18 protein-coding genes are annotated in these 20,364 nt (G+C 69.6%); 9 read left to right on the top strand and 9 right to left on the bottom strand.

Annotated elements, in window-relative coordinates; all coding sequences use genetic code 11:
- Positions 1 to 30: 30 nt before the first annotated feature.
- From NY1_RS23260 to NY1_RS23270, 3 genes are all read right to left on the bottom strand, one after another.
- Positions 31 to 714: a response regulator transcription factor gene (locus NY1_RS23260; protein ID WP_233434442.1), complete on the bottom strand. Its 684-nt coding sequence runs from the start codon at positions 712 to 714 to the stop codon at positions 31 to 33.
- Between the two features lie 328 nt (positions 715 to 1,042).
- Positions 1,043 to 2,296, bottom strand: coding sequence for a DUF1501 domain-containing protein (locus NY1_RS23265; protein ID WP_067717171.1), 1,254 nt, complete (start codon positions 2,294 to 2,296; stop codon positions 1,043 to 1,045).
- A 64-nt stretch (positions 2,297 to 2,360) separates the two neighbouring features.
- Positions 2,361 to 3,575: a DUF1800 family protein gene (locus NY1_RS23270; RefSeq protein ID WP_067717174.1), complete on the bottom strand. Its 1,215-nt coding sequence runs from the start codon at positions 3,573 to 3,575 to the stop codon at positions 2,361 to 2,363.
- Between the two features lie 90 nt (positions 3,576 to 3,665).
- Here NY1_RS23270 and NY1_RS23275 point away from each other — a divergent pair, with 90 nt between their 5' ends.
- The gene (locus NY1_RS23275; protein ID WP_067717177.1) at positions 3,666 to 3,875 is read left to right on the top strand and encodes a hypothetical protein; all 210 of its coding nucleotides are present in this window, start codon (positions 3,666 to 3,668) and stop codon (positions 3,873 to 3,875) included.
- 97 nt (positions 3,876 to 3,972) lie between these two features.
- Here the strand turns inward: NY1_RS23275 and bioD are convergent, their stop codons facing one another.
- Entirely contained in the window at positions 3,973 to 4,662 is a 690-nt protein-coding gene (bioD, locus tag NY1_RS23280; RefSeq protein WP_067717180.1) for a dethiobiotin synthase, read from the bottom strand.
- 91 nt (positions 4,663 to 4,753) lie between these two features.
- Positions 4,754 to 5,908 carry an 8-amino-7-oxononanoate synthase gene (locus NY1_RS23285; RefSeq protein ID WP_067717182.1) on the bottom strand — a complete coding sequence of 385 codons (1,155 nt, stop codon included), beginning with the start codon at positions 5,906 to 5,908 and terminating at the stop codon, positions 4,754 to 4,756.
- An 80-nt stretch (positions 5,909 to 5,988) separates the two neighbouring features.
- Here NY1_RS23285 and NY1_RS23290 point away from each other — a divergent pair, with 80 nt between their 5' ends.
- A complete protein-coding gene (locus NY1_RS23290) occupies positions 5,989 to 6,300 on the top strand; it encodes a hypothetical protein (protein ID WP_157762446.1) in 312 nt (103 codons plus the stop codon).
- A 10-nt stretch (positions 6,301 to 6,310) separates the two neighbouring features.
- Here the strand turns inward: NY1_RS23290 and NY1_RS23295 are convergent, their stop codons facing one another.
- Complete coding sequence (locus NY1_RS23295; protein WP_067717187.1) at positions 6,311 to 7,573, bottom strand: adenosylmethionine--8-amino-7-oxononanoate transaminase; 1,263 nt, start codon at positions 7,571 to 7,573, stop codon at positions 6,311 to 6,313.
- A gap of 192 nt (positions 7,574 to 7,765) precedes the next feature.
- Between NY1_RS23295 and NY1_RS23300 the strand changes: the two genes are divergently transcribed.
- Genes NY1_RS23300 through treY form a run of 3 tightly spaced genes read left to right on the top strand, consistent with a single transcriptional unit; the run spans position 7,766 to position 13,290 of the window.
- Positions 7,766 to 8,743: a bifunctional helix-turn-helix transcriptional regulator/GNAT family N-acetyltransferase gene (locus tag NY1_RS23300; protein ID WP_067717190.1), complete on the top strand. Its 978-nt coding sequence runs from the start codon at positions 7,766 to 7,768 to the stop codon at positions 8,741 to 8,743.
- Positions 8,744 to 8,752: 9 nt separating this feature from the next.
- Complete coding sequence (gene glgX, locus NY1_RS23305; RefSeq protein ID WP_067717192.1) at positions 8,753 to 10,870, top strand: glycogen debranching protein GlgX; 2,118 nt, start codon at positions 8,753 to 8,755, stop codon at positions 10,868 to 10,870.
- 11 nt (positions 10,871 to 10,881) lie between these two features.
- Complete coding sequence (gene treY / locus NY1_RS23310; protein WP_067717195.1) at positions 10,882 to 13,290, top strand: malto-oligosyltrehalose synthase; 2,409 nt, start codon at positions 10,882 to 10,884, stop codon at positions 13,288 to 13,290.
- Here treY and NY1_RS23315 read toward each other — a convergent pair whose 3' ends face one another.
- Positions 13,291 to 14,535: a T6SS phospholipase effector Tle1-like catalytic domain-containing protein gene (locus NY1_RS23315; RefSeq protein WP_067717197.1), complete on the bottom strand. Its 1,245-nt coding sequence runs from the start codon at positions 14,533 to 14,535 to the stop codon at positions 13,291 to 13,293.
- 164 nt (positions 14,536 to 14,699) lie between these two features.
- On the opposite strand from NY1_RS23315, the gene NY1_RS23320 reads away from it, so the two are divergent.
- Positions 14,700 to 15,374, top strand: a complete 675-nt coding sequence (locus NY1_RS23320) for a response regulator transcription factor (protein ID WP_067717201.1) — start codon at positions 14,700 to 14,702, stop codon at positions 15,372 to 15,374.
- On the opposite strand, the gene ilvA is transcribed toward NY1_RS23320, so the two are convergent.
- Both ilvA and NY1_RS23330 read right to left on the bottom strand, forming a co-directional pair.
- The gene (gene ilvA, locus NY1_RS23325; protein WP_067717204.1) at positions 15,371 to 16,726 is read right to left on the bottom strand and encodes a threonine ammonia-lyase IlvA; all 1,356 of its coding nucleotides are present in this window, start codon (positions 16,724 to 16,726) and stop codon (positions 15,371 to 15,373) included. The genes NY1_RS23320 and ilvA overlap by 4 nt on opposite strands.
- Before the next feature lie 124 nt (positions 16,727 to 16,850).
- Positions 16,851 to 17,288, bottom strand: coding sequence for a nitroreductase family deazaflavin-dependent oxidoreductase (locus NY1_RS23330; RefSeq protein ID WP_067717207.1), 438 nt, complete (start codon positions 17,286 to 17,288; stop codon positions 16,851 to 16,853).
- A gap of 97 nt (positions 17,289 to 17,385) precedes the next feature.
- On the opposite strand from NY1_RS23330, the gene NY1_RS23335 reads away from it, so the two are divergent.
- From NY1_RS23335 to NY1_RS23345, 3 genes are all read left to right on the top strand, one after another.
- Positions 17,386 to 17,607, top strand: a complete 222-nt coding sequence (locus NY1_RS23335) for a hypothetical protein (RefSeq protein WP_067717210.1) — start codon at positions 17,386 to 17,388, stop codon at positions 17,605 to 17,607.
- Between the two features lie 112 nt (positions 17,608 to 17,719).
- The gene (locus NY1_RS23340) at positions 17,720 to 18,361 is read left to right on the top strand and encodes an MspA family porin (RefSeq protein ID WP_067717213.1); all 642 of its coding nucleotides are present in this window, start codon (positions 17,720 to 17,722) and stop codon (positions 18,359 to 18,361) included.
- Between the two features lie 40 nt (positions 18,362 to 18,401).
- Positions 18,402 to 20,360, top strand: coding sequence for a hypothetical protein (locus tag NY1_RS23345; protein WP_067717216.1), 1,959 nt, complete (start codon positions 18,402 to 18,404; stop codon positions 20,358 to 20,360).
- Positions 20,361 to 20,364 lie beyond the last annotated feature (4 nt).

Raw genomic sequence — 20,364 nt, forward strand, 5'->3', positions numbered from 1 at the left:
AGGAGCCGGATCGATACGCGAATCACTCGGTTACGGCGCATTGCTCACCGGGCCGATCATGAAGCCGACGCCGCGGACGGTTTCGATGAGGGGCGGGTCGCCGAGTTTGCGGCGGAGCTGGAGGACGATGACGTCGACGACATTCGACGCGGGCTCGGCCATTTCGTCCCAGCAGCATTCGATGAGTTCCGCGCGGGTGACCACGGTGCCGGCGCGGACCGCCAGCAACTCCAGCACGCCGAACTCCTTGGGCGTCAGGGTGAGCAGGGTGCCCGCACGATGCACGCGCCGGCGGGGGCGGTCGACCACCAGGTCGGCCACGGTGGTGCGGGTCGGTTCGGGGAGCTCCTGACGGCGGCAGAGCGCGCGGACGCGGGCGGCGAGTTCGTCCATGGCGAACGGTTTGACGACGTAATCGTCCGCGCCGTGCGCGAAACCGTCCAGGCGGTCGGCGAGGGCGTCGCGGGCGGTGAGCATCAGGACCGGGGTGCGGCGGCCCGAATCGCGCTGCGCCCGAACCAGATCCAAGCCGTCACCGTCCGGCAGGCCGCGATCGACCACCAGGCAGTCGTAGTGATTGACCGCGATCTTCAGGTCCGCGTCGGCGTAATCACGCGCCAGGTCCACCGCGAACCCGGCGGCCCGCAATCCCGCGGCGACCTCGTCGCCGAGCTCCCGATCGTCCTCGCACACCAGCACCCGCACCCTCGCCATTACAGCACCCGAAGGAGTCCGGGCAGGTGGCGCACCACCGCGGACGAACCAGGCAAATCACCTACAGGAGTGCCGCTGACGAGGGTTGCCGCTGAGGTGCCGCCGGTCATGCGGCGATCACTCCGGCGGTCGGGGCGGCGGTGCACCAGAGGCGCGGCCGGTCTGCGGCGACCATTACGGGGATCGGGAGGGAGGTTGCACCCGAGACGCGGCCGGTCATGCTGCGACCACCCCCAGAACCGAGACGAGAGCTGCCCCCGAGACGCGGCCGGTCATGCTGCGACCACCCCCAGAACCGAGACGAGAGCTGCCCCTGAGGCGCGGCGGATCATGCTGCGATCACCCCCGGGATCGGGCGGGGTGCGCCGGGGAGGACGTCGGTGGCGGGGACGCCGAACCAGGATTCGGCGATGGTGGCGTAGAACTCGGTCATGTTGGTGGTGGCGCGGAGATTGTCGTCGGCGTCTAACGCGCGCAAGGACGGGATCTCGCCGAAGACGCCGGGGTTCACCGGGCCGAGGAGCAGGGCGGTGCCCGCTGCGCCGTGGTCCAGGCCGCTCGAGCCGTTGTCGGGGACCCGGCGGCCGAATTCGCTGTAGGTGGAGATCAGCACGCGGTCGGTGAGGCGGCGGGCGGCGATGTCGGCGCGGAAGGCCGCGAGGGCGGCGTCCAGGTCCGACATGAGCGCGGCGTAGCGGGCGGGGTGGTCGGTGTGGGTGTCGAAGTCCGCGCCCATGGGGATGTGGATGATGCGCAGGCCGAGGGCGTCGTCGGCGAGCAGGCGGGCGGCCAGCCGCAATTGGACGGCGAGATCGGTGCCGGGGTAGCCGTCCGCGGCGGGTGGCAGGGTCGCGACGGCGTCCGAGAAGCGCAGGGCGGCAGCGGATCCGGCGCGGGCGGTGGCGAACAGCGGGGTGTCCGCGCGGTCGGGGTGCGCCATGGCGCGCTGGGCGGCCAGCCAGGCGGCGCGTACGTTCTCGTCCTCGAAAACCGGGAACAGGCCGTCGTTTTCGGCGTCCACCGACAGGGTGGTGACCTTCTCGCAGGCCAGCGCCCGGCTGTCGCCCGCGCCCAGGGCCACGCCGACGGCCGGGGCGCTCGCCTCCCCGAGGTGGTCGCACAGCCGGCCGAGGAATCCGGTGCCGGGGCGGACGGCGCCGTCCGGGTCGCCGGTCTGCCAGCGGTGCAGCATCTCGAAGTGGGAGAGATCCGGGGTGGCGATGCCGACGCCGGGCACCACCGCCGCCCCGCCCGCGGCGAGCAGCGCCAGTTCGGGGTGGAAGCCGAGCGCGGAGTCGATGGGGTGCACACGTTCGGCGTCGATCGCGGTGGCGGGGCGCAGGTCCCGGTAGCGAGAATCGTTGTAGGGCAAGGTCATCGACAATCCGTCACTGCCCCCGGCCATTTCGATGACGACCAGTTTGCGATGCGCGAGTGCGGCGGGGCGTGGTGGGGCCGGTGGGCGGGTCGCCGACGGTGACGGCGTACGGGTCAGTTCGCGGGCCGCGAACCCGCCTGCCACGCCCAGCGCGCCGACGGCGAGCCCGGCCCGCAACGCGGTGCGGCGATCGAATTCGATCATGAGATTCCTTGTGCTCGTGGGGCTGACGGTGCCGCGCCGACGCCCGGACCGGGGGAGGCCGAATTCATGCCAGCACGAATTCCGGTGCGGTGAGTACCAGCGCCAGGAGTGCGGAAGCGGCCTGCCGCGGATCGCGGCGCAGCGCGAAGACGAGATCGCGTGCCGCCGTGGTGGTCGCGGCGGTCGGCGCGTGGATGCCCGCGCGCGCGAACGCGACGGCGACCGGGTCCGCGGCTCCGGCGATTTCGCCGAGCACCGGGGCGTCCACCACGGCCGCCGCGCGGGCGACGGCCGTGCCCGGGGCGAGCCAGCGCGTGCCCGGCGGCCAGCCCGCGACGTTCGGCGGATAGAACGGCGACTGGCCGAGCCCGGTCATGGTCTCGAAAGCCAGTGCCGGATCATCGATTCCGCATACGGCGTGCGCGGCGGTCACCCATTCGACCGGATAGCGCGGCCGCGTGTGCACCGCCCCGGCGAACGATTCGTGCCGCAGTATCGCCTCGACCAAGGGCCGGATCTCCAGGCCCGCCGACTGGAAGATCGTCGCCAACTCCCCCAGCCGCTGTTCGGAAGCCACTTCTCCGACAAAGAAGTAATGCAGTTTCCCGGCCACCAGCCGCGCACACTCCACCCGATCGCACAGCACATCGACGACATCCTGGGCCCCCACCACCTCCCGGCCGAGCAGCGAAACCCGCCGGGAATTCCCCGATTCCCGCTCGAACGACACCGCGCCGCCCGCATCCACCGACCAGCCCGACAACGCCACCGCCGCCGCGCGCACGTCGGCTTGCCCGTAATTCCCCCGTCCCACGGTGAACAGCTCCATCAACTCCCGTGCCTGGTTCTCGTTCGGCGCGCTCACCACCGACCCGTCCCCGTCCAGCCACTGCAACATGGCCCCGTCCACGGTCAGCGCCCGCGCCAGCTCCCGGAAGTTCCCCAGCGCGTGCCGCCGCAACACCCGATGCTGCCGCCACATCAGCTCCCAGGAGTCCGCCTTGTCATGACTCGACGTGAAATGCCCATGCCAGAACCACACCAACTTCTCGTGCACCCCAGCCCGGGGATCCCGCATGGCCCGCAGCCAAACCTCCACCGGCCCACCGGCATCGACCTCGTCCCCGTCGTCGAACACCGGAGTCCCCATCTCCACCGCGGGCGCGTTCAGCACCCCGTCGAGCACCGCCGCCCGCCCGCCCCAGCGCTCGACCTCCCCCGGAAACGGCCCGAAGGTCGTCCGCCGCAGCACGTGCGCGATCGCCGCGAACTCGTCCATCCCCCAACCCTGGCAAACCACCCATTAGGAATTCATGAGCCGACAGTCGCGCACCGCCACCTGTCACCCCACCCCGGAATGCTCTCGGCCATGCCCTCCCCCGACCACCGCACCCCGCCACCCCGGCTCCCGGGCGACCTGATCGTGCGACTCGTCGAAGCTCACCAGCACGGTTCTCTGCACCTGCCGGTCTTCCACGCGGACGACGTACTACCGCTGTTGGACGGCACCGAACGCGAAATCGCCGCTGCGGCAGTACTGCTCGCAGCGAACCACGTCTTCTACCCGGGCAGCCCGTAAACCGCTGACCGGACGCGCCGAGCATTACAGCACCGCCTCCAGGGAGTACTCACCGGATGGTGCGTTGTGCGCCGGGTTCGTGCACCGCACCCCAGAGCTAGCCCGCGCGGTGCAGGTAGTGGGCCGACCACGCGGGCTGGAACCAGCCGGGAGCCGCGGCGGTGAAGCGGTCCGCGGACCAGCTGCCGGCTCCGGCGGGGAGCGATCCGACCAGGTCCACGCCGGTGACGGCGGGCAGGTCGGTGCGGTTGCATTCCGAAGCCAGGTCGGGGGTTTCCGGCCAGGAGCCGATGACCAGGCCCGCGCAACGCACGCCGGCGGATTGCAGTGCGCGGGTGGTCAACTCGCTGTGGTTGAGGGTGCCGAGACCGGCGGCGGCCACCAGCAGGACGGGGGCGTCGAGCTTCTGTGCGAGATCCAGGAGGGTGAATTCGCCGATGCGGACCAGCAGGCCACCCGCGCCCTCGACCAGGGTGAGGTCGGCGTCGGCGCACGACTCGATGGCGGCGGCGGTTTCGGCGAGGGTGAGCAGTGGCGCGCCGCAGCGGCGGGCGGCGGTGTCGGGGGCCAGCGGCTCGGGGTAGCGGGCCAGTTCGACCGTGCGGGTGACGCTGCTGAGACGGACTACCTCGGCCAGGTCGCCGGGTTCGCCCGGGGCCACGCCGGTTTGGGCGGGTTTGACCACGGCCACCGAGGCTCCGGCGGCGCGGGCGGTCGCCGCGAGGGCGGCCGTGGCGACGGTCTTGCCGACATCGGTCGACGTGCCGGTGATGAAGAGCAGGCTCACGCTGTCACCTATCGAGTGGGCAGATTCGAAGGACTGTTGTCAGGACTCGGCACGGCAGGTCGCGTGTTCGATCGCCGTATGCCGGACGCGATCACGCCGAAACCGATTCGCGGGTGCGCGCCTCGGCGAGCACCTCGCCGAGAACCGTTGCGATGGTGGCGAGTTCGGGTTCGGTGAGGTTGGCGCGGGCGGTCAGGCGGAGGCGGGAGGTGCCCTCGGGGACCGACGGGGGGCGGAAGCAGCCGACGTCGAGACCGCGAGCCCGGCAGGCTCGAGCGGCGTCGTAGGCGACCTGCGCTGCACCGAGCACGACCGAGACGACGGCCGAATCGGGTTGCGGGACACCGGCTATGCGGGCCAGATCGGTGGCGCGGGCCAGGACCCGGGTGGCCATGTCGGGATCCGCGCGCAGCAGGCGGAGGGCGGCTCGGGCCGCGCCGACGGCGGCGGGCGCCAGGCCGGTGTCGAAGATGAAGGTGCGCGCCGTGTCGATCAGGTGGGCGCGGACCCGTGCGGAGGCGAGGACCACGCCGCCTTGGGAGCCGAACGCCTTGGAGAGGGTGGCCGTGATGATGAGATCGGGCGCACTGGCCAGGCCCACCTCATGGACCAGGCCGCGACCGCCTGCGCCGCGCACGCCGAGACCGTGGGCTTCGTCGACGATGAGAACCGCGCCGTTGGCCCGGGTTACGCGATGCAGGTCCACCAGGGGCGCGAGATCGCCATCCGCGCTGAAGACGGAGTCGGTGAGCACCAGCGCGCGTTCCTCGGTGCGCGCGGACAGCAATCGGTCCACGGCGGCGACATCCCGATGCGGCGCGATCTCCACCCGGGCGCGCGAGAGCCGGCAGGCATCGACCAGCGAGGCGTGGCTGCCCGCGTCGGAGACGATGAGCGCGTCCCGGCCGGCCAAGGCGGTGACCGCACCGAGATTGGCGGCGTACCCGGAAGCGAAGACCAGTCCGGCTTCCGCGCCCACGAATTCGGCCAGTTCGGCTTCCAGCGCCTCGTGTTCGGTGGTGGTGCCGGTGACCAGACGCGAACCGGTGGACCCGCCGCCCCATTTCCGCAGCGCTTCGATACCGCCCTCGATGACCTCGGGATGGCGGCCCAGGCCCAGGTAGTCGTTGGAGGCGAGGTCGATGCTCGCCGTCTCGGGGGCGCGGGGGCGGAGTTCACGGCGCAGCCCGGCGTCCACGCGCTCGGCGGCGCGACGGTCCAGCCAGCTGAGGGGATCGGCGGTCACAGCTCGGAAGCATACTTGAACGGCGTTCAAGTGTCACTGGGCGGCCGGCGCTATGGTGGTAGGCGTAAGGAGGCTGCGCGATGCCACGGTGGGCCATAGTGGTCGAGCAGACGACCGGCTTCGGGGACAGCAAGAGCTGGAGTCCGAAGGTCCTCACCGAGGTGGTGGGCACCCGCGAACAAGCCCTCGCGAAGGTGCCCGACCTCGTGTCGAAATTCATCCCCGATCATCCGAAGATGGTCAGCCGCCGCACCATCCTGCGCGACGGCGACACCTTCATGCTGATCGCCCGGGGCTGGTCCGACGACTATCACTGCGTTTTCCGCGTCTGGGAAGTGCTGTCGGACAGCGAGAGTCCCGATCGGGTGAAGGAAAAACGCGCCAGCCGTTGACCGATCGCGATCAGACGGCCGCGGCCGCGAGCATGGCCGTCGTGATCCGCGAGACGTCCGCGGTGCCGCTGATGAACGGCGGCATGGAGTAGATCAGGTTGCGAAAGGGCCGCAACCACACGCCGGAGTCGACTGCGGCATGCGTCGCCTTCCGCATGTCTACCGAATGGTCTAGTTCGATCACGCCGATGGCGCCGAGCACCCGCACCTCGGCCACGCCGGGGAGTTCTCGCGCCGGTGCGAGCCCGGTTCTCAGTTCCGCTTCGATGCGCCGCACCTCGCCCTGCCAGTCCCGCGAGAGCAGCAGTTCGATGGATGCCACCGCCACCGCGCAGGCCAGCGGATTGCCCATGAAGGTGGGCCCGTGCATGAGCCCGCCGTGCTCGCGGCTGATCGTCTCGGCGATCTCGGAGGTGCACAGCGCCGCGGCGAGTGTCATGTACCCGCCGGTGAGCGCTTTGCCCACACACATCACATCGGGGCGCACCCCGACCGCGTCGGCGGCGAAAAACGTTCCGGTGCGCCCGAATCCGGTGGCGATCTCGTCGAACACCAGCAGCACGTCGTGCTCGTCGCAGAGCCGACGCAGATCTTGCAGGTAGCGCGGATGGTGGAACCGCATCCCGCCCGCTCCCTGCACGATCGGCTCGACGATCACCGCCGCCACCTCGTGCGCGTGCTCGGCCAGCAGCCGTTCCAGCTCCGAAACGTATTGCGGCTCATACTCGCTCGGCGGTGTCGGCGCGAACACCTGGGTGGCGAGCACATCGGTCCACAGCGAGTGCATGCCCCCTTCGGGATCGCACACGCTCATGGGCGTGAAGGTATCGCCGTGATACCCACCGCGCCAGGTGAACAGCCGCCGCTTCTCCGGCCGCCCCACCGCGCGCTGGTATTGCAGGCACATCTTCGCCGCGACCTCCACCGACACCGATCCGGAATCGCAGAGGAAAACCTTGTCCAGCCCCTCCGGCGTCAGCTCCACCAGCAATTGCGAAAGCCGCACGGCCGGTTCGTGAGTCAGCCCGCCGAACATGACATGACTCATCCGCCGCGATTGCGCCAGCAGCGCCGCGTCCAGCACCGGATGCGCGTACCCGTGCACCGCCGCCCACCACGAGCTCATGCCGTCGACCAGTTCCCGCCCGTCCGCGAGGGTCAATCGGGTACCCGAGGCGGACGCGACGACCAGCGGTTCGGTACTGGCCGGGAACCCGCCGTAGGGATGCCACACGTGCGCCGCGTCGACGGCGCCGATCTCGTCGGGGGTCATTGCCACGGGTCGTCCTCCGGGTCGGTGACCGGCCGCCCGGCACCCGCCGCGACAGCCTTGAACGCCGTTCAAGTTATCACCGGAACAGCGTTTCCGGGAGTCCGGGTGCGGTCAGCGGGAATCCCGGCGAATCCGGCCACGACCGGCCCGCGTGGCGTATTCTTTGACCAAGTCAAAGGATTGGAGCCGACCATGGCCACCAGCGCCGGCGAATACACCGGTCATACCGTCGATGCGCGGCACATCGCCGCGGTGCGTGCGTTCAACCGGCGGTATACGCGCATCATCGGAGTGCTGCGGGGCGGGTTGCTCGATACCGAATTCTCGCTGACCGAGGCGCGAGTGCTGTTCGAACTGGCCAGTTTCGGGGCCGCCGAGGTGGTGGCGCTGCGGCGGGATCTGGATCTGGACGCGGGGTATCTGAGCCGGATGCTGACCCGGTTCGAGGAACGGGGGCTGGTGGCGCGGCGGCGGTCGGAGGCCGATGCGCGCAAGCAGGTGGTGGCGTTGACGGCGGCGGGGCGGGAGGTGTTCGCGGAGCTGGATTCGCGGTCGCAGCGGGAAATCGGGGAGCTGCTGGGGCCGCATTCGCCGGCGGCGCGGAACCGGCTGGTCGGCGCCATGCGCACCATCGAGAACATTCTCGACGCCGGCGAGCCGGACCCGGCCCATGTCACCTTGCGCGCTCCGAAACCGGGCGATCACGGCTGGGTGATCCAGCGCAACGCGGTGCTCTACGCCGAGGAGTACGACTGGAACGAGGAGTACGAGGCGCTGGTCGCCCGCATCGTCGCCGACTATCTGAATTCCCTTGACCCGCAACGGGAGCGCGCCTGGATCGCCGAGTACGACGGCGTCCCGGTCGGCGCGGTCTACTGCATGCGGGAGAGCAATACCACCGCCCGGCTGCGCCTGCTGCTGGTGGAACCGTCGGCCCGCGGGCTGGGCGTCGGCAGCGCGCTGGTGGACGAATGCCTGCGCTTCGCCACCGCGGCCGGCTATCGCGAACTGGTGCTGTGGACCAATGACGTGCTGACCGCCGCCCGGCGCATCTACGAGCGCGCCGGATTCGAATTGGCGGAATCGAATTCGCACCACAGTTTCGGCCACGATCTCCTCGGCCAGACCTGGCGCAGGGCACTCGGCGAGGACCTCGCACCGGACCGATAGGGTCTGGGCATGGCCCCCGCGACCACCGACCAAGCCCCGCTCGGGGTCTGGCCGGGAACCGCCTACCCGCTGGGCGCGACCTACGACGGAGCCGGCACCAATTTCTCGGTGTTCTCCGAGGTCGCCCGGCGGGTCGAGCTGTGCCTGCTGGACGAGCGCGACCGCGAGACCCGCATTCCCCTGGACGAGGTGGACGGGTACGTCTGGCACGCCTATCTGCCCGGCGTCGGCCCCGGTCAGCGCTACGGTTTCCGCGTGCACGGACCCTACGATCCGGCGCTGGGGCAGCGCTGCGATCCGACCAAGCTGCTGCTCGATCCGTACGGCAAGGCGTTCACGGGCGCATTCGGGGCCGATGCGGCGCCCTACAACCACGGTCAGAACACGCTGGGCCACACCATGACCGGCGTGGTCATCAACCCGTTCTTCGATTGGGCCGGCGACCGCGCGCCCGGGCGGCCCTATCACGAGACCGTCATCTACGAGGCCCACGTCAAGGGCATGACGCAAACCCATCCGGACGTCCCGCCGCCCCTGCGCGGCACCTTCGCGGGCATGGCGCATCCGGCGATCGTCGAGCATCTGCGCGGCCTGGGCATCACCGCCGTCGAACTGATGCCGGTGCACCAGTTCCTGCACGACCGCATCCTGCTGGACCGCGGCCTGCGAAACTATTGGGGCTACAACAGTTTCGGCTATTTCGCCCCGCACGCCGAATACGCCGCGAGCCCGGCGCCCGGTGCGGCGGTCAGCGAGTTCAAGGCCATGGTGCGCGCCCTGCACGCCGCCGATATCGAGGTGATCCTCGACGTGGTCTACAACCACACCGCCGAAGGCAATGAATTCGGGCCGACCATCTGTTTCCGGGGCATCGACAATGCCGCGTATTACCGTCTGGTGGACGATGATCCGCAGCATTACATGGATTACACCGGCACCGGCAACAGCCTCAACGTCCGGCATCCGCACACCCTGCAACTGATCATGGATTCGCTGCGCTACTGGGTCCTCGAGATGCACGTGGACGGTTTCCGCTTCGACCTGGCCGCGACCCTGGCCCGGGAACTGCACGACGTGGACCGGCTCTCCACCTTCTTCGATCTGGTGCACCAGGATCCGGTGGTCAGCCAGGTCAAGCTGATCGCCGAACCGTGGGACGTCGGCGAGGGCGGGTATCAGGTCGGCAATTTCCCGGTCGCCTGGACCGAATGGAACGGCAAATACCGTGACACCGTGCGCGATTACTGGCGCGGGCAACCGGCCACCCTGGGCGAGTTCGCCTCCCGGCTCACCGGCTCCTCGGACCTGTACGAGGCCACCGGCCGCCGCCCCTCGGCCAGCATCAACTTCGTCACCGCGCACGACGGCTTCACCCTGGCGGACCTGGTGTCGTACAACGAGAAACACAATGCCGCCAATGGCGAGGGCGACCTGGACGGCGAGAACTACAACCGCTCCTGGAACTGCGGCGTCGAAGGCCCGACCGACGATCCGGCGATCCTGGCCCTGCGCGCCCGCCAGCAACGCAATCTGCTCGCCACCCTGCTGCTGTCCCAGGGCACCCCGATGCTGTTGCACGGCGACGAATTCGGCCGCACCCAGCAGGGCAACAACAATGCCTACTGCCAGGACAACGCCCTGTCCTGGATGGACTGGTCGCTGCTGGACGCCCAAGCCGATCTGCTCGAATTCACCCGCCGCGCAGTCGCTCTGCGCACCGCGCACCCGGTGTTCCGGCGGCGGCGCTTCTTCGACGGCCGCCCCGCCCCCACCCACGACCATCCCGACGACATCGCCTGGTTCACTCCGGACGGCGCGCCCATGACCGATCCGGATTGGGACAACGGTTTCGGCCGCTCGCTCACCGTCTTCCTCAACGGCGACGGCATTCGCGAACCCGGGCCGCGCGGCGAACGCATTACCGACGCCTCGTTCCTGCTCTGCTTCAACGCCCACGACGCGGCGCTCGATTTCACCCTGCCCGACCCGGAACACGGCAATAACTGGGAGATAGCCCTGGACTGCTCCGCCCCCACCGGCATACCCGCCGCGCCGCGCGTGCACCCCGCCGCGTCCACCGTGCGAGTCCCCGCACGTTGTCTGCTCGTCCTCCGCCGTACGGCATGATCGATACCGCCATGACCAGCTCGCCCGAACACACCACCGGACCCATCGCCCGGCAGACGCCCGTGCGCAGCACCTACCGGCTGCAGCTGCGGCCCGACGCGCTCACCTTCGCCGATGCCCGCGGCATCGCCGAATACCTGCAGCAATTGGGCATTTCGCACCTGTATCTGTCGCCCATCCTGACCGCCGCGCGCGGCTCCACCCACGGCTACGACGTCACCGACCCGACCACGGTGTCCAAGGCGCTGGGCGGGCCGACCGGGCTGAAGGCGCTCGCCGACGAGGTGCGCAGCCGCGGCATGGGCCTGATCGTGGACCTGGTGCCCAATCACGTGGGCGTCGCCGACCCGCGGCAGAACGCCTGGTGGTGGGACGTGCTGCGGAACGGCAAGGATTCGCAGTACGCGCGCTGGTTCGATATCGACTTCGGTCCCGCCAACGGCGCGGGCGGGCGCATCGCGCTGCCGGTGCTGGCCAACGAGAACGATCCGGCCGCGCTCACCGTGGATCGCAGCGGCCCGGAACCGATGCTGGCGCTGCACGATATGCGCTTCCCCATCGCACCCGGCACCGACGGTGAGAACGCGCTGCGCATCCACGACAAGCAGCACTACCGGCTGGTCAACTGGAAGTCCGGATTGTGCGGCTACCGGCGCTATTTCACGGTCGGCGGGCTGGCCGCGGTGCGGCAGGAGGAGGCCGCGGTCTTCGACGCCACCCATCGGGAACTGGCGGCCTGGTGCGAGCACGACCTGATCGACGGCGTGCGGGTGGACCATCCCGACGGCCTGGCCGACCCCGCCGAATACCTGATCCGGCTGCGCAAACTCATCGGCCCGGGCCGGCTGCTGCTGATCGAGAAGGTGCTCTCGGATCAGGAACCCCTCGACGCCACCCTGCCCATCGACGGCACCACCGGCTACGACGCGCTCGCCGATATCGGCGGGGTGCTCATCGACCCGGACGGTGAGAAGCAACTCACCGAGCTCTCGCGGCAGTTCACGGGGCACGGCAGCGACCGCGCCTGGTTCGACGAACAGCGGCACCGCATCAAACGCGCGGTAGCCGAGACGATGCTGGTGCCCGAGATCCGGCGCCTGGTCAATGCCGTCAAACACGATGCGCGGGCCGGCACCTTCGACACCATGTCGCTCACCAACGCCGTCATCGAAGTGCTCTCGTTCATGCCGGTGGCCCGCACCGACTACGCGCCGCTGGCCGGGGTGGTGCGCGCGGTGGTGGCCGAGGTGGCCCGGCGCAACGGCGAACTCACCGCGCCGCTGCAGGTGCTGGCGACCGCGCTCGCGGCGCACGGCGAGGCGGCCATGCGCTTCCATCAGGTCGGCGTGGCCATGAGCGCGAAAGCCGTGGAGGACACCATGTTCTACCGCGCCGCGCGCCTGGTGTCGCTGCAGGAGCTGGGCGCGGACCCGACCCGCTGGGGCCGTTCGCTGGTGGAGTTCCATCTCGCCAATGCCGAACGCGCCGTGCGCTGGCCGGCCGCCATGAGCACGCTGTCCACCCACGACACCAAGCGCGGCGAGGATGTGCGGGCCCGTATCGGCATGCTCTCGCAGGTGCCCGATATCTGGGCGCGCGCGGTCACCACCTGGAACGAGATGGCCCCCGGCCCGGACGGCGCGACCACGCTGTTCCTGTTGCAGAACATGTTCGGCGCCTGGCCGGCCGACGGCCGCCCGGCCGCGGTGGTGCCCGGTTTCCGGGAACGCATCCACGTGTTCGCGGAGAAGGCCGTGCGCGAGGCGGGCACCCGATCCTCCTGGGAGGAACCGGATCTCGAATTCGAGAACCAGGTGCACCGCTGGATCGACGCCGTCATCGACGGCCCGGTCGGCGCGGAACTCGGCGAGTTCGTCACCGATCTGGCCACCCACGCCTGGTCGGATGCGCTGGCGCAGAAGCTGTTGCAGCTGTGCGGGCCCGGCATCCCCGACATCTACCAGGGCACCGAACTGTGGGAGGACGCGCTCGTCGATCCCGACAATCGGCGCCCGGTCGACTTCACCCACCGCACCCTGCTGCTGCAATCGCTCACCGGCACACCGGATCTGGACCCGTCCGGCGCGGTCAAGATGTGGATCGCGGCCTATGCGCTGTGGCTGCGCCGGGAACGCCCGGACTGTTTCGTCGGCGGCACCTACACTCCGCTCTTCGCCGGCGGCGAGCAGGCCTCGCACCTGGTGTCCTTCGCGCGCGGCCGCGCCGGGGAGACGCCCGAGGTGATCGTGGCCGCCACCCGGCACAGCATCCGGCTCGACGAGGAGGGCGGCTGGGCCGATACGGTCCTGGATCTGCCGCAGGGGCATTGGACCGATCGGCTCACCGGCCACACCTTCTCGGGCCGGGCGCGCTTGGAGAAGCTCTTCGCGCGCCTGCCCGTGGCCCTGCTGGTGCGCTGATCAGGCGGCCGACTCGTCGTCCGGTTCGGCCGTCTCCAGCACCAGCACGGTGTCGGTCGCGGCCGGTTCGGGCACGAAGATCGGCCGGGTGACCGGCGCCGGCCGCCGCTGCGGCAGCGGCCCGGTGGGTATCTGCTCGATCAGGCCGGACAGCGCCGCGTCGTCCGGCAGCGCCGCCGCCCAGCGGCGCAGGTTGGCGTGCTGGGAGATATCGACCGTCGAGGCCAGGTAGCTGTTCTGATCGCCGTCCGTGAGCAGCCGCCGCCACGCGTCCCAGTAGAACCGCTTGCTGCGCGGATGCCGAAGCAGCCGAACGAGATTCAGGATGCTGTAACCCAGGCCCGGCCAGGTGCGGATCTCGTGCCGCAGCGCCGGCGCCGGATCGTCCGGCAGCAACTCGCGCAGCCGCACCGGATCGAATTCCAGGCCCTCGGCGTGCGCCTCGTGAATCATCCAGCGCAGCGACAGATCCGACAGCACACAACGTTCGAGACCGCCGCCGACGTCACTGTGCTTACCTTCGAACCAGACCTGTTTGACCCGGTCGGTGCGGCGATATTTGTGCCGCAATTCCACCGGCACCGTCCACAGGCACGGTTCGAACGCGCGCCGCCGGTCGTCGATGGACAGCGCCTGCCGGGCGCAGTGCACGCCGGCGGACAGGTGCACGTCGAGGAATTTGTAGCGCCGACGCGAAATCCCGGGAATGCCCAGCGCGCCCACGGTGTCGAAGACGCCCAGGAAATGGATCCGGCTGGATTCGGGGAAGGAGTTGTCGGCGCGGAATTGCACCGCGCGATCCGGAACCGGATCACCCCGCAGCGGTTTCGGCGTCCGATAGATATCGAGCGCCTCTTTGTAGATCTGCTTGCGAATCATGGCCTCGGGCTTGAGGATTCCGAGCCGGTCGATCATTCCCGCCAGGCTGCGCGCGGTGTACGCGCCGCGGCTGAAACCGAAGATGTAGATCTCGTCGCCGGGTTCGTAGTTGAGCGCCAATTGCCAGTACGCCGAGGACAGATTCGCCTCTAGCCCGTAGCCGAAGGCGCCGCCCAGCAACTTGTCCGTGGCGAATCCGCGCGCTCCCGGACCGGAAACGTAGAAGACCCGCTGCCCGACGACTTCCCCGTTGTCGTCGGTGCCTCGCAAGCTCACGGCCTGCGCGATTTTCACGATATTGGAAACGGTGTCGCTGGATTCGGCTTTCCAAGTGCCGTCGCAGCACACCACCAGCCTTTTCTTCATGAAACTAGCCTCCGCCCCTGACTGTTCGGTTTCATGCGTAGTGGACTACCCGAGTCATCGCGCGCCCCCGACGCGGTTGTTAACCGCGACCGTAGTGTTAACGCGGCGGACCTATACGGCGATCGCTCATGATTCGTTCATGATCTCTGTGACAATCTGGCGCCATGCTCGACGATCGAGGAACCGGACGCACGGCCTGGGTACTGGTGTGCGAGGACGACGACGAGCTGGGGGAACGCGTTGCCCAGGGTTTGCGTGATGCCGGATTCACCGTCGATCTGACCCGGAATCTGGCCGAGGCGTGCCGGCATTGCGGGGCCCGGCTCTACGACTGCCTGATCGTCGACCGCGGGCTGCCCGACGGCGACGGCCTGGATCTGGTGCGCCGGCAGCGCGAATCGGGTGATCACACCCCCGCGCTGCTGATCAGCGCCCGCGACAGTCCCGCGATCCGGACCGAGGGCTACGCGGGCGGCGCGGACGACTACCTGGCCAAGCCGTTCTCGCTCGGCGAGCTGGCCACCCGGGTGCGGGCGCTGTGCCAGCGCCGCGCGCACGCGCCGTCGCCGATCCTGACCATCGGCGATCTGGTGGTGGACCGGGTCCGGCGGCGGGTGCAGCGCGGCGGGGTGCTGCTGATCATGACCATGCGCGAATTCGCCGCGCTGGAACTGCTGACGGCGCGGCCGGGCAGTCTGGTCACCCGGGGCGAACTCGCCGAATACTGCAACGAGCCGTCACCGGTCGCCATCGACGACCTGATGACCAGGCTGGAACGCAAACTCGGTGCGCCCCAGCTGATTCACCCGGCCGCCGCCGGCTACCGGCTGCACGTCTAGGTGAGGTAGCGGTAGGCCGGGGAACCCGGATCCAGCCGCTCGCACTGGATTCGCGAGGCCTTGATGCGGCTCAGCAGCGCGTCCAGTCCCTCCGGCGCGCCCAGTTCGATACCCACCAGAGCCGCACCGGTTTCCCGGTTGTTGCGCTTGACGTACTCGAACAGCGTGATGTCGTCGTCGGGCCCCAGCGCCTCGTCCAGGAAGCGCCGCAGCGCGCCCGGCTCCTGCGGAAAGTCCACCAGGAAATAGTGTTTCAGCCCCTGGTGCACCAGCGAGCGCTCGATCACCTCGCCGTAGCGGGAGACGTCGTTGTTGCCGCCGGACAGCAGGCACACCACGGTGGAGCCGGGTTCGATGTGCACCTCGCGCAGCGCGGCCACCGACAGCGCGCCCGCCGGTTCGGCCACGATGCCCTCGTTCTGGTAGATCTCGAGCATGGCGGTGCAGATGGCGCCTTCGTCGACCTGCATCATGCGGAAAGACCCTGCGCCGGAATCGGTTTCGGTGCTGGTCAGCAGCGGCAGCGAGGCGTGCGAGCGGACGTGGCCGCCGAAGCGCGACACCGCCTGGAACGGCACCGCGCCGATGCGGCGCACCGCCGCCCCGTCCACGAACGGATCGATCTCGGGCAGCGTCACCGGTCCCCCGGCCACCAGCGCGGCGGTCATGGACGCGGCGCCGGAGGGCTCCACGCCGAGAATGGCCGTGCGCGGCGACCTTTCGCGCAGATAGGTGCCGACGCCGGCGAGGCAGCCGCCGCCGCCGACCGGCACGATCACCAGATCGGGTTCGCGGCCCAGCTGTTCCAGGAACTCGGCGGCGATGGTGCCCTGCCCGGCCGCGGTGCGCGGATCGTCGAAGGGCGGCACCATGGTCGCGCCGGTGCGGGCGACATCGTCGGCGGCGGCCGCGGCGGCCGCGTCGTAGGTGTCGCCGGTGGCGATGAGCTCCACGAACTCGCCGCCGTGCACGCGAATGCGGTCGCGTTTCTGCTTCGGGGTGGTGGTCGGCACGTAGATGCGGCCCTTGATGCCCATGGCCTTGCAGGCGAAAGCCACGCCCTGGGCATGGTTTCCGGCGCTGGCGGTCACCACGCCGGCCGCGCGCTCGGCCGCTGTCAGCTGCACGATCAGGTTGTAGGCGCCGCGCAGCTTGTAGGAGCGCACGGCGGTGAGGTCCTCACGCTTGAGGTAGACCTCGGCCCCGGTCAGCGCCGACAGCCGTGCGATGCGTTGCAGCGGCGTCGGCTCGATAATGTCGGAAATTCGCTTCGCGGCCGCATCGATCTCGTCCGCCGTCAGTTCGGGCAGCGGATTGGACACTTTCTCGGCTACAGCAAGCGGATCAGACACCCGAACATGCTAGCCGGGAGCGGGGCGCGCGCTCGAGGCAGCGCCGACAATCGGGCGAATCATCCGGTTTGCCACCTACGAAAATGCCCCGGCAGCAACTGCCGGGGCACTGTCCGATCCGAACTCAGTCGCGGGGCGTGAGGACGAAGACGGGAATCTCGCGGGTGGTCTTGGTCTGGTATCCGGCGTAATCCGGCCAGGCTTCCACGGCCCGCTTCCACCACAGGTCCTTCTCCTCGCCGGTCACCTCGCGGGCGTCGTAGTCCTTGACCACGGCCCCGTCGCGCAACTCGACGTGCGGTTCGGCCTTGATGTTCCAGTACCAGACCGGATGCTTGGGCGCGCCGCCGAGCGAGGCGACCACGGCGTACTCACCGTTGTGCTCGACGCGCATGAGCGCGGTCTTGCGGAGTTTGCCGGTCTTGGCGCCGCGGCTGGTGAGCAGGACGATCGGCTTGCCCTTGATGGTCGTGCCCTCGGTGCCGCCCGAATTCTCGAACTTCTCGGCCTGTTCGCGGGCCCAATCGGATGTGCTGGGTTCGTACTCTCCGGTTAGTGGCATGCCGGGCACAACACGCGCCGCCGCGTTCTTGTTCCATGGACCACACCACAGCAAAGTTCGGTTGCCCGAACTTATGGTCCGCGGGTAGCCTGAGCTGATGGCACTGGTTCACCCCACGCAAGTCGACCGTTCTCCCGCACGCCGGGCGAGCGTGGAGCTCGCGGGCACGGCGTGGCCGGTGTACAAGCTCGAAGCCCTGGGCGCGGGCCTGGTCGTCGGCCTGCTGCTGGCGCTGATCACCGGTTCGCCGCAGATCGCCGTGCTGGCGGCGGCGACCATCACCTCGGCCCGCTGGCTCATCGCCCTCGCGCGCGGCTGAACCGGAATCACCCCGAGCGGCTACACCGCATATCGTCCTGAGCAGGGATTTCCCAGACTGACCACCGCGTGTCTTCCCGAGATTGATACGTGTCGGCTACTACAGTCTGCTGGTGGCCAGCAAACTCGGGACCGTAAGCCTTCTCATCGCAGCCGCCACCCTCACCCCCTCCGCAGCGGCGCATGCCGACGTCGAAGCGCTGCCGCCGCACGAGCGCACGATTCAATCGCTCAACGGGAGTTTCGTCGTCGGCCATCGTGACGAACGGATCAATCGCGTCGCCCCACTCAATATGGTGGGCACCACCCGCGAGGCGTTCGTCGACAATATCGCCTACGGGCACATCCTCGGCCCCGCCACCGGGGTGCTCAAGACCGGCTATCACGTCGGTTGCGCGGTGAGCATCGGCGCGGGCACGGTGGGCGCCACCCCGGACCTCACCGTCGGCACCACCATCGATCCGGGCAAGATCCTGGGCACCGACCCGGGCGCGGCCATTCCGCCGCTGATACTCGGCGCGAACCCGAATCCCGTTGCCACGCTGAACCTCTCGGCCGGTGAGGTGAAGGAGGTCCCGGTCGGCGAGAAGGAGGTGGTGGCGGGCACGGTGGGGACCATCGTGATCCGCGACTTCCACATCATCGTCAACCAGTGCACCGGGCCGGTCGCCATCCGGCATTACACCTATCTCTTCACGAAATCCCCCGAGGTCGACGACAGCGGTGCGGTTTTCGGCGAATCCACTTGGCTGTAGGGCGATTTCGCGCCCACCGACGTAGCTCAGGAGCTCAGCGATGACCCTGCGTGCTCTCCCCTCCGGCGTGCTGCGCCGCTCGGCCCTGGCGCTGCTGGCGCTCACGACCGCGGCGCTGGCCGTCACCACCCCGGTGATCGCCACGGCCGAACCCGCCGATCATCCGCTCGCACTGCAGAGCCTGGGCCTGGGCAAGGCGCTGCGGTTCCCGGGGCGGACCCACGAGATCACGCTCACCCTGCCCATCCTGCCCGGGCTGGCGCCCACCGCCCTCGTGGGCACGGTGCAGCTGCCGCCGACCCTGGCGCGCGGCACCCTGGAGGCGCGATCGGGGCAGAAGGTGCTGGATAGGGTGAATCTGCCCGCCGATCCCCGTGCGCCACTGCGCATCTCGCTGGCCGGGGCGGAGGTGAAGGGCAATGCGGTGGCGGTCACGCTGATCTCCGCGCTGGTGCCCGAACCCGGCATCTGCCCGGACGACTGGACCGGGCAGCCGATGACGCTCACCGATGCCGCGGTCACCTACTTCGGGGAGGAACAGCAGCCCGCCACGGTGGCCGAGTTCCTGCCGGCGGCACTGGACCGGCTCACCGTGTATCTGCCCGCGAACCCGTCGCAGACCGAGTCGGCGGCCGCGCTGCAGCTGGTGACGGCGGTGACCGCGCGCTATGTCAATCGGCCCGTGGCGGTGGACGTGCGCCGGTTCGATTCCGGCGCGACGCTTCCCGATCATCCCCCGGCCTTCCTGGAACGCCAGGTGGCGGTGCGCGAATCGAGCGATCCGGGGCTGCGGCTGGCCGGTGGGCCCGCGCCGGTGCTGACCGTGTCCGGTGACGCGCAGTCGCTGCCGGTCCAGATGCGCCTGCTCACCAGCGATCTGGCCCGCGCGGCGCTGGGCACCGACGCCACCGCCATCGGCCTGCCCGCCGCGCCGCAGCTGGCCCCGGAATCGACCACGCTGCAGGAGCTGGGGCAGAACCAGCTCAGCGCCACCGCCATCGGATACGTGCAGGTGTCCTTCGCCATCGACCAGACCCGCTTGGGGCGGCCGTCGCAGGGCGTGCGGATCAATCTCTACGGCAATCACACTCCGCTGCCGGACACCTTGAACGGGCAGCTGAGCGTGGCGGTCGGGGACCGGCAGATCGCGGCCTGGCCGGTGGAACCGTCCGGGCGTTTCGACCAGTGGGTGACCATCCCGAATCAGTTGCTGAGCCGGTTCACCACCGTGACGGTCACCCTGCAACAGGCGGGCCTGACCCACGGTTGCGGTCTGGAGCAGCCGGTCACGCTGACCATCGATCCGGAGGGCGAGGTGCAGAGCACGCTGTCCGCGCCGCCGGCGCCGGGCGGGCTGGGCGCGCTGCCGCAGGCGCTGCTGCCCCGGGTGCGGGTGGGATTGCAGACCCCCGGGTTCGCCGATACCGTCCGGGCCGCACAGGTGCTGGTGGCCCTGCAGCGTCTGACGGCGGTGCCGCTGCGGCCGGAACTGACCTCCTTCGGCGATGCCGCGAACAGCAGCCTGCCCGCGGTGCTGATCGTGCCGGACGGCGAGGTTCCGTCCGCGATCGCGATGCCGTTGTCGCGCAGTGGCGACACCCTCACCGTCTACGGTGACGACGCCTATCTCAAGACCACCATCGATCTGTCGCCGCCGCTGAATTTCGGTTCGCTGCAAGCGACTTGGAGCGGTAAGCGCACGGTGGTCGTGGCCACCTCCACCGCGGCCCCGGAACATCTGGACCGCCTGCTGAACTGGCTGGTCGCCGATCCGGAGCGGTCCTTCCAGCTGACCGGGCCGGTGCTGTTGCAGGCCGGAGACCGGGAACCGGAGCTCTTCGATCCGGTCGCCTCCTCCCCCGAAGAGTTCGTGACGAGCGCCGAGCCCGATCGCGATATTCCGCTGGCGCGCAAGCTGACCCTGGTCGGCAGCGCCATCCTGGTGGCCGGGCTGCTGGCCGGGGCCGTGATCCTGTTGCAGCGCCGGCGTTCCCGCTGACCCG

Source organism: Nocardia yamanashiensis NBRC 100130 (assembly GCF_001613325.1).
GTDB classification, from domain to species: domain Bacteria; phylum Actinomycetota; class Actinomycetes; order Mycobacteriales; family Mycobacteriaceae; genus Nocardia; species Nocardia yamanashiensis.